Origin of the sequence: Vagococcus proximus (assembly GCF_029143285.1) — a bacterium.
Lineage (GTDB): Bacteria > Bacillota > Bacilli > Lactobacillales > Vagococcaceae > Vagococcus_D > Vagococcus_D proximus.
Map to the genome: position 1 here is coordinate 1 of NZ_JAPDSH010000008.1, position 15,626 is coordinate 15,626.

Here is a 15,626-nt window from a genome sequence, read left to right on the forward strand (position 1 = left end):
TGATTTTTAATTCGTCAACCTATTTCCCATAATTTTTTATTTTTATTTAAAAACAATGTAGTACTACATCATCTGAATGCTATACTTCTTAATAATTATTTCGCCAATGTAAAAAAAAGACGCGCATCAGCACGTCTCTATTTTTTATATTCTGACCTATATTGTCCCGGAGTGACGCCTACAATACTCTTAAACTTTCTAGTATAGTTAGATACATCATAGTATCCTGTTTGAACTACTATTTCTTTAATTGTGTCATCTGTCTCTACCAATCGGCGCTTAATTTCCTCCAACCTTAACTCTTGTACATATCTAGAAAACGTTACTCCTGTTTGCTCTTTTACGAAACGACTTAAATACGATATAGAGAAATTAAATATTAATGCCATATTCTCAAGTGATAAATCATGCGATCTATAATTGTCATTGATATAGATAATAATGTCCGACTCTAATTTATTAGTTTTCTCTTCTTTAGCCCTATTCACTTCTTGGCAAACTTGATTAACTAATTCTAATAACTCTTTTTCTAATGCATCTGGCGTATCGTATTCAACTATCGTTTGAAATGAACTTAACAAGTCTTCTTTTTCTAGTTGATCAATTGAATCTATAACCGCTTTAATAGTATCGAAATAATAATATTTTTTTTCGTTACTGGTCATGCTTCTCAATTCACTATTCGAAAAAATTGTTTTTACAGTCTCCATTGAAACAACTTCATCTCCCTCTGCAATCCCTTGTTTCAACTTACTTTTCAAAGCATTAGGGATACTAAAAAATTTCGGTGCAGAGTAGATAATATTTTTAAAAAAGAATAGGTCTTCTTTCCTCGATTCTCTGTGAGCATTATATGCCGAAATAGCTTCTATATACGACCTATTAAGATAGATTAATTCCGAGTAGCATTCACCTATATCAAGGACCGTTTTTGTGTACAATTCTTGGTTCAATACCCTTTGCAAACTTAATACATACTGCCGATGATTAGTTATTACTTTTTCATCTGTAACCACTAAAACCAATTGATCCCTATCCGGCATCTCGACTGCATCAATTCTCGCACTTTCGATTTCCATAGGAAAATGCTCTAACAACACCGTTCTTTGTTTCACTTTATCTTTCTCAGCTATCTCGTCCTGTGTTCCTAGTAACATAACAAAATAATTACTTCCAGCCATCTCTACAGACAACTCGTCCATTTTGTCATTTAATATATCTGTTGTTTTATACTTACCCTCTAACAATTTCGTTAAAAAATAGCCCCGTACATAACTTTGCTTTTCATCGAGCGCTTTATTCATTGATTGATGTTCTTGAACGAAGTTATTCACTCTATTTTCAAGAGATAACCACTCTCCATGGTCATCCAACGGTTCCTCCTTTGAGGCAATCTTCTGAAAGGCTGCATCTATCTTCTTAATTGGTTGATACTGCTTTAAACTCATTATATAACTCATAACTAAACCAACACTAAAAATAATAACACTTACAATACCAAATAACTTCTTAGCTGCCTTCAACGGATACATGAACTGTTCCGTTTCTAAAATCGTTACAAGTCGAAAACCTTCCACTCCCATCTTTAAACTTGAAACAGTATAATCCATACCTTCTATATTTATCCTAGATCCCCCTCTAAGCAAGGGAGTGATTTCACCATTTTCTACAAACACTTCTTTACTTTCAGCCGATGATACTACTACGCGATTCTCTTTATCTACTAAATAAGCTACGCCTTCATAATCAGCTGTAGTATTATTCAAAACCTTTTGTAATTCTTGCTTATTTATCAAGAAAAACGCACTTCCATTTTGAATACCTCCCGAAAACAACGGAACATAATACTGCACCATACCTCTAGAACCTTCTCGAGAGGGAGACAATGTCAACGTCGGTAATTTCAATTTCAAATTATTATCCAACGCCTTTAAAGTCAATCCTTTATCTCTGAATCTATTCTCTACCAACGCTTCTTTAGTATAAGTACCATTGTGAGAATAAAATAACTCATCCGTATTATAATAAAGAAACATCTCTGAGATAAATGAACTATTTGATTGGATATTCCCTAACTCTGTTCGACTTTCAATATTATAATAAGGATGTTTCAACATATAATTAGTAAGTTTAGGATTTAACTTCACTTGTTCTGCCATCTTATCCAGTTCACTAAAACGTTCAGAAATTAATGTATCTGTCTGCCTTAGGTTATTGACATTAGAAGCCTCTAATTGCTTTTCTTGACTTAATACTGTCGAATGATAAAGCGCGCCTACCAATATGACAAACGGGACTAAAAAAATGAGTAAATATGATACGAAATATCTAAATAATAACCCTGTGCAATACTTTTTAACATACCCTCTCACAACTACTCCTCCGTTCTCACTCCTCTTCTAACGCTTCTCTTTTGCGCTCCATCTTCTTCATAGCCTGGTAAACAAACCAACTCGTCGGAATAATAAATAAAGGAACTCCCGCAAAAATCATCAAAATAGGTAATGCCGTCGTTATAATAAGCAACAGTCCGAAACCTAATAAGATTGCGATTGTTTCAAAAATATTACTGAAGAAATAAATAAACGCTTGCTTAATATAAGAAAATGTTGATAAATCATAACGTGAATATATCGGAAACAAGTACAAAAACGTCCCTAAAACAAGTATTAGCAAAGCCAATAAAAAATAATGAACAAAATAAGACCCTATATAAGCCTGAGATATTCTTAAATCAATTGCCAAAACCAATAAAAGCGCTGTCATAATATACCCTAATTTATTCAACTCCCAAAAATTAGTCTTATAATAGTCTTTAAAAACAGACCTTGTGTCAATTTCCTCTTCGGGTTCACTAATAAATAGGTAAATAATTCTAAACACCGTCCCCGTCGCAGGGAACACACCGAAAGCGATTACACCTTTCAGCACATAAACAATCCACAAAATTTGAATCTCCAAGAACCTTAAAATCCATTCTCCTACTGTATAACTGTGTTTAACAAACCCCTGCATCTCTATCATCCTTCCACAAATCAAAAACTCTATATAGTATATACTATATAGAGTTTTTTAATGGATTGCAATATCTTCCATCTGTTTTTTTGGAAGCGTTACAATGGATTTATTAATCTAGCATTTTTTTAGGATTTAATATCTCAATCAATTGTTCTTCTGTATATTCTGTTAACTCAACTGCAGCTTCGATTAAAGTTAGATCATTAGCAAATGCATATTTCGCAACTTTAGCACTATTATCATAACCAATATGAGGATTTAAAGCTGTAACCAACATTAACGAATCATTCAACAAACCTGTCATACGTTTTTCATTCACTTCAATCCCTACTAAACAACGTTCTCTAAACGATGCCATACCTTCGGCTAAAAGATTTACACTTTGAACAAAATTAAGCATAATAACTGGTTTAAATACGTTCAACTCAAAATTACCCTGGCTTGCCGCAAACTGAATGGTTGTTTGATTTCCCATAATCTGGGCCACTACCATAGTTAACGCCTCAACCTGTGTTGGATTAATCTTACCTGGCATAATAGAACTTCCAGGTTCATTGCTCGGTATTGTAATTTCTCCAAAACCACAACGAGGACCGCTTGCTAACCAGCGGATATCATTTCCAACTTTCATCAAGTCTCCTGCTAAACTTGTCAACACACCATGAACCGCAGTCATATCACTATGAGAAGTTAGGCCATAGAATTTATTTAGATGTTCTTTAAATCCAGGGAAGAAGGCTTCGTTGATCGCATTTACTGTTCCCTCTGAAAAAGTAGAGGATGCATTAAGTCCTGTCCCTACAGCTGTTCCCCCAATAGGTAAATATGCTAATTCTTCAACTAATTGTTGCAGCATCGTATAGTTCTTTTCGATCATAGCGTGCCAGCCACTAATTTCTTGACCGAACGTTAGAGGTGTTGCATCTTGTAAATGTGTTCTTCCGATCTTGACTTGTTTAGCGTAACGTTCCTTTAACACTGCCAACTCGTTTAACCACATCTCCATCTCTGGTAGTAACTTTTCAATTACCATACGACGAGCAGCCATGTTCATAGCCGTTGGAAAGACATCATTTGAACTTTGTGACATATTGATGTCATCATTCGGGTGAAGCGTCTTCTCTCCAGTTTTTTTATTACCTGTATTAGCAATCACTTCATTAACATTCATATTAGTTTGCGTCCCACTACCTGTTTGCCATACTTTTAATGGGAAGAAGCTCATAATGTCATCTGCAGACAACAACTCATCACATACTGATGTAATAAGCAGCATTTTTTCATTTGATAATTTACTTTCAGCAGCATTTTGAACTGACGCCGCGCGTTTAACATGAACTAATGCTCTCACCAATTCCTCAGGCATTTTTTCAGATCCTATCGGAAAGTTTTGTAAACTTCTTTGTGTTTGCGCTCCCCAACTTGCTTCTACAGGAACTTCTATTTCACCAATTGAATCTCTTTCTATACGATACTCTCCCACTTACAATCGCTCCCTTATTTTCAATTTCTATACCTTTATTATGCCACAATACCCCCGAACATCAAACAGACACGTAAGATGTTTGGAGGTATTTTAATTTGTTCTATTCCATAATAGCTGCTAATATTTCTTCTGATACACCATGTTCGCGCGCTACTTGCGGTACTGTTTTATTATCACGTAAACTTTCTTTCGTAATAGTAGAGGCTTCATCGTAGCCAATATGTGCCGCTAAGGCTGTCGTTAAGTACGTACTTCTTTCTAATAACTCGCGACATCTTTCCTCATTAGCTTTAATACCTTTAACGCAGTTCGTATTAAAAGTCATTAATGAATTATCTAACACACGGAATGATTCGATAATTTTATGAAAGATAACCGGTTCGAAAGCATTTAACTCTAATTGCCCACCTTCTACCGCCATCGCTACCGTCACACTGTTCCCCGCTGCTAAGAAGGCCGCTTGATTTACCACTTCAGGAATAACCGGATTGATTTTACCCGGCATAATAGATGACCCATTTTGGCGTGCTGGGATTAAAATTTCACCAAATCCTGTACGAGGCCCTGAAGAAAGTAATCGAATATCATTCGCAATCTTAGAACAACTTAAGCCAATTGTTTTTAAGCAATCTGCTACCACACCAAAACTTTCGATGTTTTGCGTACCATCTACTAAATCTTCAGCTACTTCCAAGTTTAAACCCGTTAATTCATTCAGGTGCTTGTTAACTGTTACCGGGAACGCTTCATGAGCCGAAATTCCTGTTCCAATAGCTGTTCCTCCCATATTCAAAGAACGCACCTCATCTCTAACTGCTGCTAAACGTTTAATATTGCGTTTTGTCACCATGTAGTACGCATGGAATTCCGCCCCTAATGTAATCGGCACAGCATCACTTAATTGCGTACGGCCCATTTTCTTAACATGAGCAAACTCTTGCGCTTTCTCTTCAAAGGATACTGCTAACTCTTCTAATGTTTTAAGGAACATGTCTGCTAATTTTAAAATAGTTAGTTTTCCACTAGATGGGTAAACATCATTCGTTGATTGGCCTTTATTAACATGGTCATTCGGACTAACTAAATCGTAGTCCCCTTTTTCGCCACCTAATAATTCAATCGCACGATTGGCAATAACCTCGTTAATATTCATATTTGTACTTGTACCAGCACCACCTTGAATCGGATCAACAATCATCTGTCCAATCAAATTACCTGCAAGCATTTCATCCGCTACTGCTAAGATCGCTTCACCAACTTTAGGATCTAATTCTCCCAACTCCATATTGGTAAGGGCACATGCTTTCTTTATCTCAATTAAACTCTCAACTAAAACGGGATCTAATTTCATTTGCGTAATTTGGAAATTATCCATTGCGCGTTGGGCATTCACACCATAGTACGCTTCTCCTGGAATATTCAACTTGCCTACACTATCATGTTCTTCACGGTACATAGAAGTTCCCCCTAATATATATTTAGCACCCTATCCTCCCGGGATAGGAAACGTTTTCATAGTTAAAGTATATACCGTTTTTTGTATAATGGAAGACTTCTCTGTGAACATGAAAGTTTTATTACCTAATTGCACATCAACTCTAATATTCCTCACTTCTCTATCTTTTAATTCTCACATAATAAAAAAACTCCTTCTATAATAGAAGGAGTTTTAGACTCACTAGTGCTCTTCAGAAGACACGCCTACTTTTTCCCAAACATTGTAAACATCTGTGTTCCAATCAAAACCTGTTACACGTTTGCTTACTGGTTGTAACTCATGACGGTAAAGTGTCGGAATAACAAACGCTTCTTCAAACGCGTATTCTTGCCACTCATCGAATGCTTTCTTACGGAAATCTGGGTCAAATGATTTCTCTGAATCAATTGCACCTAACAACTCATCGTTTTTCTCATCAGCAAAACGTGTGTAGTTAAATTGTGCTGTACGACCATACAATCCTGAAGGTGACGGATCTGAACCTACACCCCAAGCACCTTGATAGACATCGACTTCTGGATCATCTTGTTTCAACTTGTCATAGAACGACTGCATATCAATCAAACGACCACTTGTCAGTTGAACATCTAAACCAATTTCTTTCCATGCATCCATATAATACTCTGCTAACGGTTGAGCTGTTTCGCCACCAGACATAGAAGCAAATTTGATAACTAATTTTTCACCTTTTTTATCTTCTACTAAGCCATCGCCATCTACATCTTTATACCCAGCATCCGCTAGTAATTTTTTAGCTTTTTCAACATCTTGTGTGTAACCTTTCATTTCACTATTATGGAATGTTTTAAAGATTGGTGGAATTAAAGCTGTTGCATTTTGACGCAGTCCGTTGTAGAACTCGTTCCCAACTGAATCATTATCTAAAGCATAACCCATTGCTTGACGAAGGCTCTTATCTGCCATCTTCGCATTTGGATCAGTTACAACTTCATTTTTATCTTTATCCCATTTCCCTTGCTTGAAGCCAATGTATGTATACGATTGTTCTTCACGACCTAAAATTTCATACCCTTCGATATCTTTATAGTTAGGGTACATATCTGTTGGGACTTTAATAGCGATATCAAATTTCTTAGACTTCATCGCTTCTACCACTGATGCTGAAGGTGTTGTTGTGAAGACAATCTTGTCTAATTTTGGTTTCTCACCGTGGTAGTGTTTATTAGGAACATACACGACTGATTCGCCAGGTGTGATTTTATCCATAACATATGGGCCTGTTGTAATTGGGTGTTTTCTTACAACATCTGCTGAATCTAAATCTTTCACTGCAATATCTTTAAGCGCATGTTTAGGAGCCGCATAACTCCAAACGCCACCACCTGATTGCATCATACTCGGATTCATCTCTTTGAAATCAATCGTCATTGTTTTATCATCCACTTTTTTAATACCTGAAATCGTATCCGCTTTACCTGAATGGTACTCATCCATGCCGACAACATTTGTAAATGTTGTATCATAACGAACCCCTGTATAATCCTTATGTCCGATAATTTCATATGGATACATTACATCTTCAATTGTTAATTTTTCACCATCAGACCATTTCACATCTTTTTGAAGTGTAACCGTCACTTGTTTTTTATCTTTATCGATATCTAACTTCGCAATCCCATCATCTGTGATTTGGAAATCTTTATCTGCACTAAACAATGACTCATGAGATGGTGCCATAAACTGAACATCTGTGTTATCTGAATACAACTCCCATAAGAATAAACCTTGGAACTGAGAATCTGTTACCATCGCAACATCTAACGTGCCACCTTTAATTGGCTTCTCTCTATTAGAAACAGTTATTGGGAAGGTCGTCGCGTCAACCTTTTCAGTTTCTTTATTCGCTTTTTCACCTTTTTTCCCACCGCCGCTACATGCTGCTAGTGATAGAACTGCTAAACCTGTTAGTGCCAACATACCAAATTGTTTACTCTTTTTCATGTGTATTCCCCCCTGTTTTTTTATCCTAATCGTTGTCTTGCATCAGCCGAACGTTTTAGCGCTTGACCCACATAATTTATACTTAACATCATCACTAAAATTAGTACTGACGCTGGTAACCAAATCCATAATTTATTTGAAAGCACATCGCCATTAGCGGCGTAAGCAATCAATGTTCCTAAACTTGGGACATCATTCGGTAAGCCGAAGCCCAAGAAGGTTAAAGTTGTTTCAATCCCAATATTTGACGCAAAGTTCATCGTTAAGTTGGTAATGATTAATGAGCTTAGGTTAGGCATGATTTCTCTAAACATAATTTTGAAATCACTTGTTCCTAACGTTTTAGAAGCATTCACATAATCACGTCTACTCTCTGATAACGTCTTACTTCTAAATAGCCTTGCTTTACCTACCCAATAAAAAGCACTCATAATGAAGATAAATGACCAAACATTATATTTAGGAATAATCGTTACGAACACGATGATAATCATTTGAATCGGTAAAATCATAATAAAGTCGACAATTCTCATTAAGAAGTTATCTACTTTACCACCATAGTAACCAGCAGCAATCCCGATTCCCACCCCAATGACTGAGGTAATAATTGTAATCGCAAACCCAATCAAAATTGAGTTTCTGGCTCCGATAATCAGTTGACCTAAAACATCTCGGCCTCCTTCATCCGCCCCTAGTAAGTAAGTCATATCTTTCGCCTTACTGTACATACCTGGTTCAGCATACTTATCAAAAATACTAACTTTCATCACCGCATCTTGATTTACGACTATCGCTCCTATAAACACGGTTAATAAAATTAAAACTAATAACCCTAATGAAAATATAGCTAATTTATCTTTTTTAAATTCACGAGCAATCATCTTGAACCCCATAGGTGGGATACTTTCAACTGTCGCAACTGCTTCATTCTTCTCTTTATTCATCCTCTTCTCCACCTTTCCTCAATTTTTCTTATTGAATACGAATTCTAGGGTCTACTAAACTCATAATGATATCTGACAATAACGTCCCTACCAATGTGGCAATCCCTAAAATCAAAATCAAGGCAGTGATAACTGTATAATCACGTTGAAGAATAGAATCAATAAATAATTTACCAATACCTGGATAACCGAATATTTTCTCAATAACGATTGATCCACTAATTAAACCTGTGATTTCATACCCTAATTGCGAAGCAATCGGTAATGAAGCATTACGGAATATATGTCGTGTGTACACACGATTTGTCGGTACACCTTTCGAACGAGCCGTTCTAACATAATCCAAACCTTGCGAATCGATAACCTCACTACGTAGGTACTGAATCGTTACAGCCGTCGCAAGTAGCGCTTGAGAAATCGCTGGTAATATCAAATGATAAAATTTATCCCAGTAATAAGCTCCTGTTCCCGGAATAACCGAACTTGAAACAGACCCTGTTGTAGGGAACCAGTCTAAGCGGTAACCAAAAACAAATAGCATAATTAAAGCAAAAATGAAAACTGGTACCGCAAAACTGAAGAAGTTATAAATGACAACCAGTTTATCGAACCATGAGTTTTTATAGCGACCAGCAAGTAGCCCTAATGGCAACGCAATCAAATACGTGATAATAACTGTCACAATTGACAATAAGATTGTATTAATAGCACGTTCACCAATTAATGTTGACACTGGCATTTTATACAAGAAACTCTTACCAAAGTCTCCGTGGAACGCATTGGTAACCCAACGGATATATTGCGTCGTCCACGGGTCATTCAACCCTGCAGCTTCTCGCATTTTATCAATCGTTGCCCCGTCCATATTCGGATTTATAAGTCCCGAGAATGGGTCCCCTGGCATCAACTGAGCTAATATAAAGATGAAGACACTCAAAATGAAAATTTGAGGGATCATTAAAATCACACGTCGTAATATCGTTTTCCACATAATTAAACTCCCTCACTTTCTAACTGTCTTAAGGCCGCTTGATGTGTTGGTGTTAATTCTTTCAAATCATAAACACGTCCCTTTTCATCGTAATAGTCTTGTTGTAACGTTTGATATTCTTGCTCCACTTGTATACGTTTCGCTTTATGTTCCTCACGATTCGCTACATCAATCTTTGGAATAGCCGATAATAAACGCTTCGTATAAATATGCTGCGGATTAGTATAAATATCTTCCCTCGTTCCAATCTCAACAAAACGACCTTTATGCATAATCGCTAAATTATCACACATGTGCTTCACTACTCCCAAATCATGAGAAATGAACAAGTAACTCAGACCGTATTCCTCTTGGATGCGTTTCATAAAGTTAAGAACCTGCGCTTGTACGGATAAATCAAGAGCTGATACCGGCTCATCCGCTACAATCAACTTTGGACTTGTCGCAACCGCGCGAGCTACACCTAAACGTTGACGCTGTCCACCTGAAAATTCATGGGGATATTTATAAAGAGCATCTGTCGGCATTCCCACAATATCTAACATCGCTTGAATTTTCTTCTTTTCTTCTTGGTCTGATAGACGTTCAAAGTTACGAATAGGCTCACCTATAATATCAATAACGCGCTTCTTAGGATTTAAACTCGACATCGAATCTTGGAAAATCATCTGCACATCTTTGTTATAATCCATTTGCTTACGGATTGATTTTTTTGTTATATCTTGGCCTTGGTAAATGATTTCACCTGACGTTACTTTTTCAAGTCCAACAATTGCTTTTCCTGTCGTTGACTTCCCTGAACCTGATTCACCAACAAGTCCGTAAGTCTTTCCTTCTTCAATTACAAAATCAACACCATCTACCGCTAAAACATGATCCGTTACTCGATTTAGAAAGCCACTACGAATAGGATAATGTATTTTCAAATCGTTAATTCTCATTAATTCTCCCATTACACGCCAGCTCCTTCATCTTTAAAATGGAAATGTTTGTAACATGTACAACGAACTAAATGCCCTGGTGCTACTTCGTGCAACTCTGGGTCTTCTTCGTGTTCCGATTCTTCAATCCACGGAATACGCGGCGCGAATCGACACCCTACTCTTGGTAAATTCTTAAGCGATGGGACGATTCCTTCTATTACATGTAACTCTTTATCAATCGAATCCTCTTGAGGGATTGAATTTAATAATGAACGAGTATATGGATGTTTCGGATTAGCAAACAATTCAGCGACAGGCGCTTCTTCAACAATTTGCCCCGCATACATGACCGCTACTCTATCTGCAACCTCTGCTACAACCGCTAAATCATGGGTAATTAAAATAATCCCTGATTCTGTTTCCTTCTGTAACTCTGATAACAGATCTAATATTTGCGCTTGAATAGTTACATCTAATGCTGTCGTCGGTTCATCCGCAATAATCACGGGCGGCTTACATGAAATCGCAATCGCAATGATGACACGTTGTCTCATTCCACCTGATAATTCATGAGGATATTGCTCAGCCACACGTTCGCCATTTTTAATCCCTACTTGATCTAATAATTCTAAAACACGTGCTTTTTTCTGCTCCGTATTAAAATCAGTATGGTAAGACAACGCTTCTGCAATTTGGTCGCCAATTCTCATCAGAGGGTTTAAAGCTGATAAGGGGTCTTGAAAGATCATTCCGATATCATTTCCGCGAATTTGGTTATACAATGTCTCATTAAACTCTAATATATTCATATCTTTATAGATGACATTTCCAGTAATTCTAGTATTTCCTGCATTTTGAAGTCCCATAATCGTCGTCGCCAAGGTACTCTTTCCGCAACCAGACTCTCCAACTATAGCTAAAACCTCATTTTTATCTAATGTTAAAGAAACACCGTCAACTGCGTCATAAAAATCATCTTTTATACGAAAACCTGTATGTAATTCACGAATATCTAATAATTGATTAGTATCTTCCATCTAAATAACCTCCTTATAACTCTTAATAAATGAAAATCAATCTAAAACACGTTCGTTTTCTCATGTTATTTTAATTTTCTTATCGTTATTTAATTATTATACACAACGCTCTCATTAAATTCAAATATTAATAACATTATTTTCACATTTTTATATTAAACCGTTTTAATAAAACCTAAAAAGAGCAAAAAAAATAAGCAACCATCAGCTGTGCATCTGCTAATGATTACTTATTTTTATAGGTTAGTTGAAATATACTCAACTGCGGCACCTACTGTTTCTATTTTCTCTGCGTCTTCGTCAGAAATTTCCGTACCAAACTCATCTTCAAGTTCTAGAACAAATTCCATGATACTAATTGAATCTGCACCAAGATCATCCTTAATGCTCAATGATTCGACTACTTTTTCTTCTTCAATATCGAAATGTTTCGTGATAATCAAGCGTACTTTTTGTAATACTTCTTCTTTAGTCATGTTTGTCCACCTCCAGACTATTACAAACAATTTACATATAATACAATATTATTTTACTTATTAATTCGAGCTTTGTCTAGTTTTTTTGCAAATTACTTAAAAAACTCTTACTTTTCAGTAACTTCTTCCACTTTTTCATCAAAGTATGCCACCAATTCACCAATAACATTACTTTCTAGCATTGTATGAATTTGACGAATTGTATGCGAAACAGCTTCTGGACCTGTCGAACCATGTGTTTTAACCACTGGTGCTTTTAGTCCAAACAAGACCGCACCACCATGAGAAGAATAATCTAATTCTTTTTTCATACCACGTAACGCATCTTTTAATAGCAAGGCCCCAATTTTACCTTTTAACCCTGCGCCTAAAATAGATTTTTTAAGAACTGACATTAGTGACATGGCTGTCCCTTCAGTTGCTTTAAGAACCGCATTGCCTGTAAAGCCATCAGTTACCACAACATCTGCGGCACCTGCCAGTAAGTCGCGCGCTTCAATGTTTCCAGTGAAATTAATAGAACCTTCAGCAGCTAATAATTCATAAGCTTTTTTAGTTAGCTCACTTCCTTTTGTCGCTTCAGCCCCATTATTCAATAACGCAACACGTGGATTAGCTATCCCTCTTACATTTTTCGCGTAATAAGAGGCTAATATAGCATACTGTAAGATATGCTCTGGCTTATTATCAGCATTAGCCCCCATATCAATAAAATCAAATCCACCATCAGGTTGTCCCATAACGGGCATGGTTGTCATTAAACCTGGACGCTCAACATTCTTGATACGACCAATAATAAATAAACCAGCTGCAAGTAAGGCTCCTGTATTTCCTGCTGAAAAGATAGCATCCGCTTGACCCTCTTTAACGGCTTTAGCCGCTAAAACCATTGACGCTTCTTTTTTACGACGGATGGCACGTACCGGTTCATCGTCACTTTCAATTTTATCATCCGTATGGATAATCACTATATTCTTTTCGTTCGTTAAGTGTTCTCTTATCGCCGACTCTTTTCCATATAGTTGAAACTCCGTATCAGGAAATTCTTTCTGAGCAAGCATAACACCTTCCACAATCGCTTTAGGTGCGAAATCGCCGCCCATTGCATCTACCGCTATTTTCATATGTAGACTCTCCTCTCTTATATTCACTCGACTATTATATCATAAACAAATCTTTGTTCACTCTCTCTTAGGTTAATCAAACCACGGATTAGCAGCCTCACCTGTTAAAATCTTTTCTTTCATCCCGTTATAAAGCTTATTCTTCCACCAGTCTTCTTCTGACCATATCAACGCAGCATCTTGTCTTGCTGCCTCCATTACTACAAAATCAGCTACCAAATCACCTACCATAAACTGCGGCAAACCAGATTGTCTCGCACCGAAAACTTCCCCCGGTCCACGCATTTCTAAATCTTTTTGACTTAAAACGAACCCATCATTCGTCTCTGTCATGATTTTCATTCTCTGACTTCCCATTTCACTCTTAGGATTAGCCACTAAAATACAATGCGACGCTTGACTCCCACGCCCAACACGTCCTCTTAACTGATGCAACTGTGCCAACCCAAATCGGTCCGCATCCATAATAATCATTGCTGTAGCATTCGGAACATTCACACCTACTTCAATAACGGTTGTCGAAACGAGTACCTGACACTTATTTTCTTTAAACTCTGTCATAATATGATCTTTTTCTGAGGGCTTCATTTTCCCATGAAGCAAGCCAACTTCATATGTTGGTCCATAATAATGATGCAGTTTCTCATAAATGTCCATCGCATTTTTTACATCTAAGGTCTCAGACTCATCAATCAGCGGACAAATCACATAAGCTTGATGTCCCATTTCTAATTCCGTACGCATCCATGCTAAAACGGTTTCTAATTGAGGTGGCTTAATCCACCTAGTCTCAATCGGAATACGACCTGCTGGTAACTCATCAATAACCGAGACATCCATCTCACCATAAGCCGTTATAGCCAGTGTCCTTGGAATTGGCGTAGCCGTCATAAAGAGCACATCTGGATCCATCCCTTTTTCACGTAGAATCTTACGCTGATTAACACCAAAACGGTGCTGCTCATCCGTTATAACTAGACCTAACTGACTGAATTCAACATCTTTTTGAATAAGAGCATGAGTTCCTACTACAATATCAATCGTCCCATCCGCTAGCCCTGCTAAAATATGACGACGTTCTTTCGCCTTCGTTGAACCTGTTAATAACGCAACGTTTACTTCCAAAGGATCAAATAAGCCATTTAAACTTGCCAAATGCTGTTCTGCTAGTATTTCCGTAGGAACCATCAACGCCCCTTGAACACCAGCTGTCACCGCTGCATAAAGAACGAGAGCTGCCACAACTGTTTTACCACTCCCAACATCCCCTTGAAGCAAACGTAACATATGCTTATGACTTCTCATATCACGGCAAATTTCATTAGTCACCCGTTTCTGAGCCTCTGTCAATTCGAAGGGTAACGTTGTAATAAAACCTTTTAAACGTTCTACATCATATAACAGTTGTCTGCCCTGTCCCATTTCACGCTCTTGATGACGAAGCTGTTGCATTCTCATCTGGAACTCAAAAAACTCTTCATAAATCAAACGACGACGAGCCAAGTGACTTTCTTCTGACGTTTTTGGGAAATGCATCGCTTTTATCGCTTCAGGACGTGGCATTAATTGATAACGTTCTATCAGTTCTTCTGGCAACCACTCTGTTAGCAAATCACCATACTCCGTGAACGCTACTTTAATTAACTCCACTAAAGCTTGCTGTCTCACCTCTTTAGAAACGTGATAGATTGGCGAAAAATCAATATCCTGATCCTTCGTCCCCAATACTTTCATCCCTGTCAAAGACTTACGCTTCGCATCCCACTTACCATAAATGGCTACTTCTTCGTTCACATTAATTTTAGACTTTAAAAACGGTTGATTAAAGAAAGTCACACTCACAACCGCATGTTCTTCCATCATTCTAAAACTCAACCTACTTTTACGATGTCCATAATAAGACACAACAGGCTCTGCAATAACAACCCCTTTTAATACAACTTTCTCTTGGTCGCCAATTTCTTCAATCCGTTTCGCTTGAATATCATCGTACCTAAAAGGGAAATACGTTAACAAATCTTCAACCGTTTCAATCCCTAACTTCTGAAGATTCTCTTGTCTTTTTGGACCTACACCCGCTAAACAACTCACTGAATCTGATAAACCCTTCATCACTTTCCCTCCTTTCCTACTATAAAAAAGAAAAAGCCAAACAGTTATGTCTGGC

Annotated in this window: 12 protein-coding genes; all 12 read right to left on the reverse strand. The window is 37.2% G+C overall.

Going from position 1 to position 15,626, the window contains the following annotated elements:
- Window positions 1–137: 137 nt before the first annotated feature.
- A complete protein-coding gene (locus tag OL233_RS11450) occupies window positions 138–2,372 on the reverse strand; it encodes a helix-turn-helix domain-containing protein (protein ID WP_275472102.1) in 2,235 nt (744 codons plus the stop codon).
- Window positions 2,373–2,388: 16 nt separating this feature from the next.
- Complete coding sequence (locus OL233_RS09620; protein WP_275472103.1) at window positions 2,389–3,015, reverse strand: YesL family protein; 627 nt, start codon at window positions 3,013–3,015, stop codon at window positions 2,389–2,391.
- Between the two features lie 112 nt (window positions 3,016–3,127).
- Window positions 3,128–4,501, reverse strand: coding sequence for a class II fumarate hydratase (locus tag OL233_RS09625; RefSeq protein WP_275472104.1), 1,374 nt, complete (start codon window positions 4,499–4,501; stop codon window positions 3,128–3,130).
- A gap of 103 nt (window positions 4,502–4,604) precedes the next feature.
- On the reverse strand, window positions 4,605–5,960 hold the full coding sequence (locus tag OL233_RS09630) for an aspartate ammonia-lyase (RefSeq protein WP_275472105.1): 1,356 nt from the start codon (window positions 5,958–5,960) through the stop codon (window positions 4,605–4,607).
- Window positions 5,961–6,182: 222 nt separating this feature from the next.
- Window positions 6,183–7,964, reverse strand: coding sequence for an oligopeptide ABC transporter substrate-binding protein (locus OL233_RS09635; RefSeq protein WP_275472106.1), 1,782 nt, complete (start codon window positions 7,962–7,964; stop codon window positions 6,183–6,185).
- A gap of 20 nt (window positions 7,965–7,984) precedes the next feature.
- On the reverse strand, window positions 7,985–8,908 hold the full coding sequence (locus tag OL233_RS09640) for an ABC transporter permease (protein ID WP_275472107.1): 924 nt from the start codon (window positions 8,906–8,908) through the stop codon (window positions 7,985–7,987).
- Window positions 8,909–8,936: 28 nt separating this feature from the next.
- A complete protein-coding gene (gene opp4B, locus OL233_RS09645) occupies window positions 8,937–9,899 on the reverse strand; it encodes an oligopeptide ABC transporter permease (RefSeq protein WP_275472108.1) in 963 nt (320 codons plus the stop codon).
- Window positions 9,900–9,901: 2 nt separating this feature from the next.
- The gene (locus tag OL233_RS09650; protein ID WP_275472109.1) at window positions 9,902–10,852 is read right to left on the reverse strand and encodes an ATP-binding cassette domain-containing protein; all 951 of its coding nucleotides are present in this window, start codon (window positions 10,850–10,852) and stop codon (window positions 9,902–9,904) included.
- Window positions 10,852–11,859, reverse strand: coding sequence for an ABC transporter ATP-binding protein (locus OL233_RS09655; protein WP_275472110.1), 1,008 nt, complete (start codon window positions 11,857–11,859; stop codon window positions 10,852–10,854). The genes OL233_RS09650 and OL233_RS09655 overlap by 1 nt, the downstream gene beginning before the upstream one ends.
- A gap of 236 nt (window positions 11,860–12,095) precedes the next feature.
- Entirely contained in the window at window positions 12,096–12,335 is a 240-nt protein-coding gene (gene acpP / locus OL233_RS09660) for an acyl carrier protein (protein ID WP_126832838.1), read from the reverse strand.
- Window positions 12,336–12,442: 107 nt separating this feature from the next.
- Window positions 12,443–13,459, reverse strand: a complete 1,017-nt coding sequence (plsX, locus tag OL233_RS09665) for a phosphate acyltransferase PlsX (protein ID WP_275472111.1) — start codon at window positions 13,457–13,459, stop codon at window positions 12,443–12,445.
- Between the two features lie 72 nt (window positions 13,460–13,531).
- A complete protein-coding gene (gene recG / locus OL233_RS09670) occupies window positions 13,532–15,571 on the reverse strand; it encodes an ATP-dependent DNA helicase RecG (RefSeq protein WP_275472112.1) in 2,040 nt (679 codons plus the stop codon).
- Window positions 15,572–15,626 lie beyond the last annotated feature (55 nt).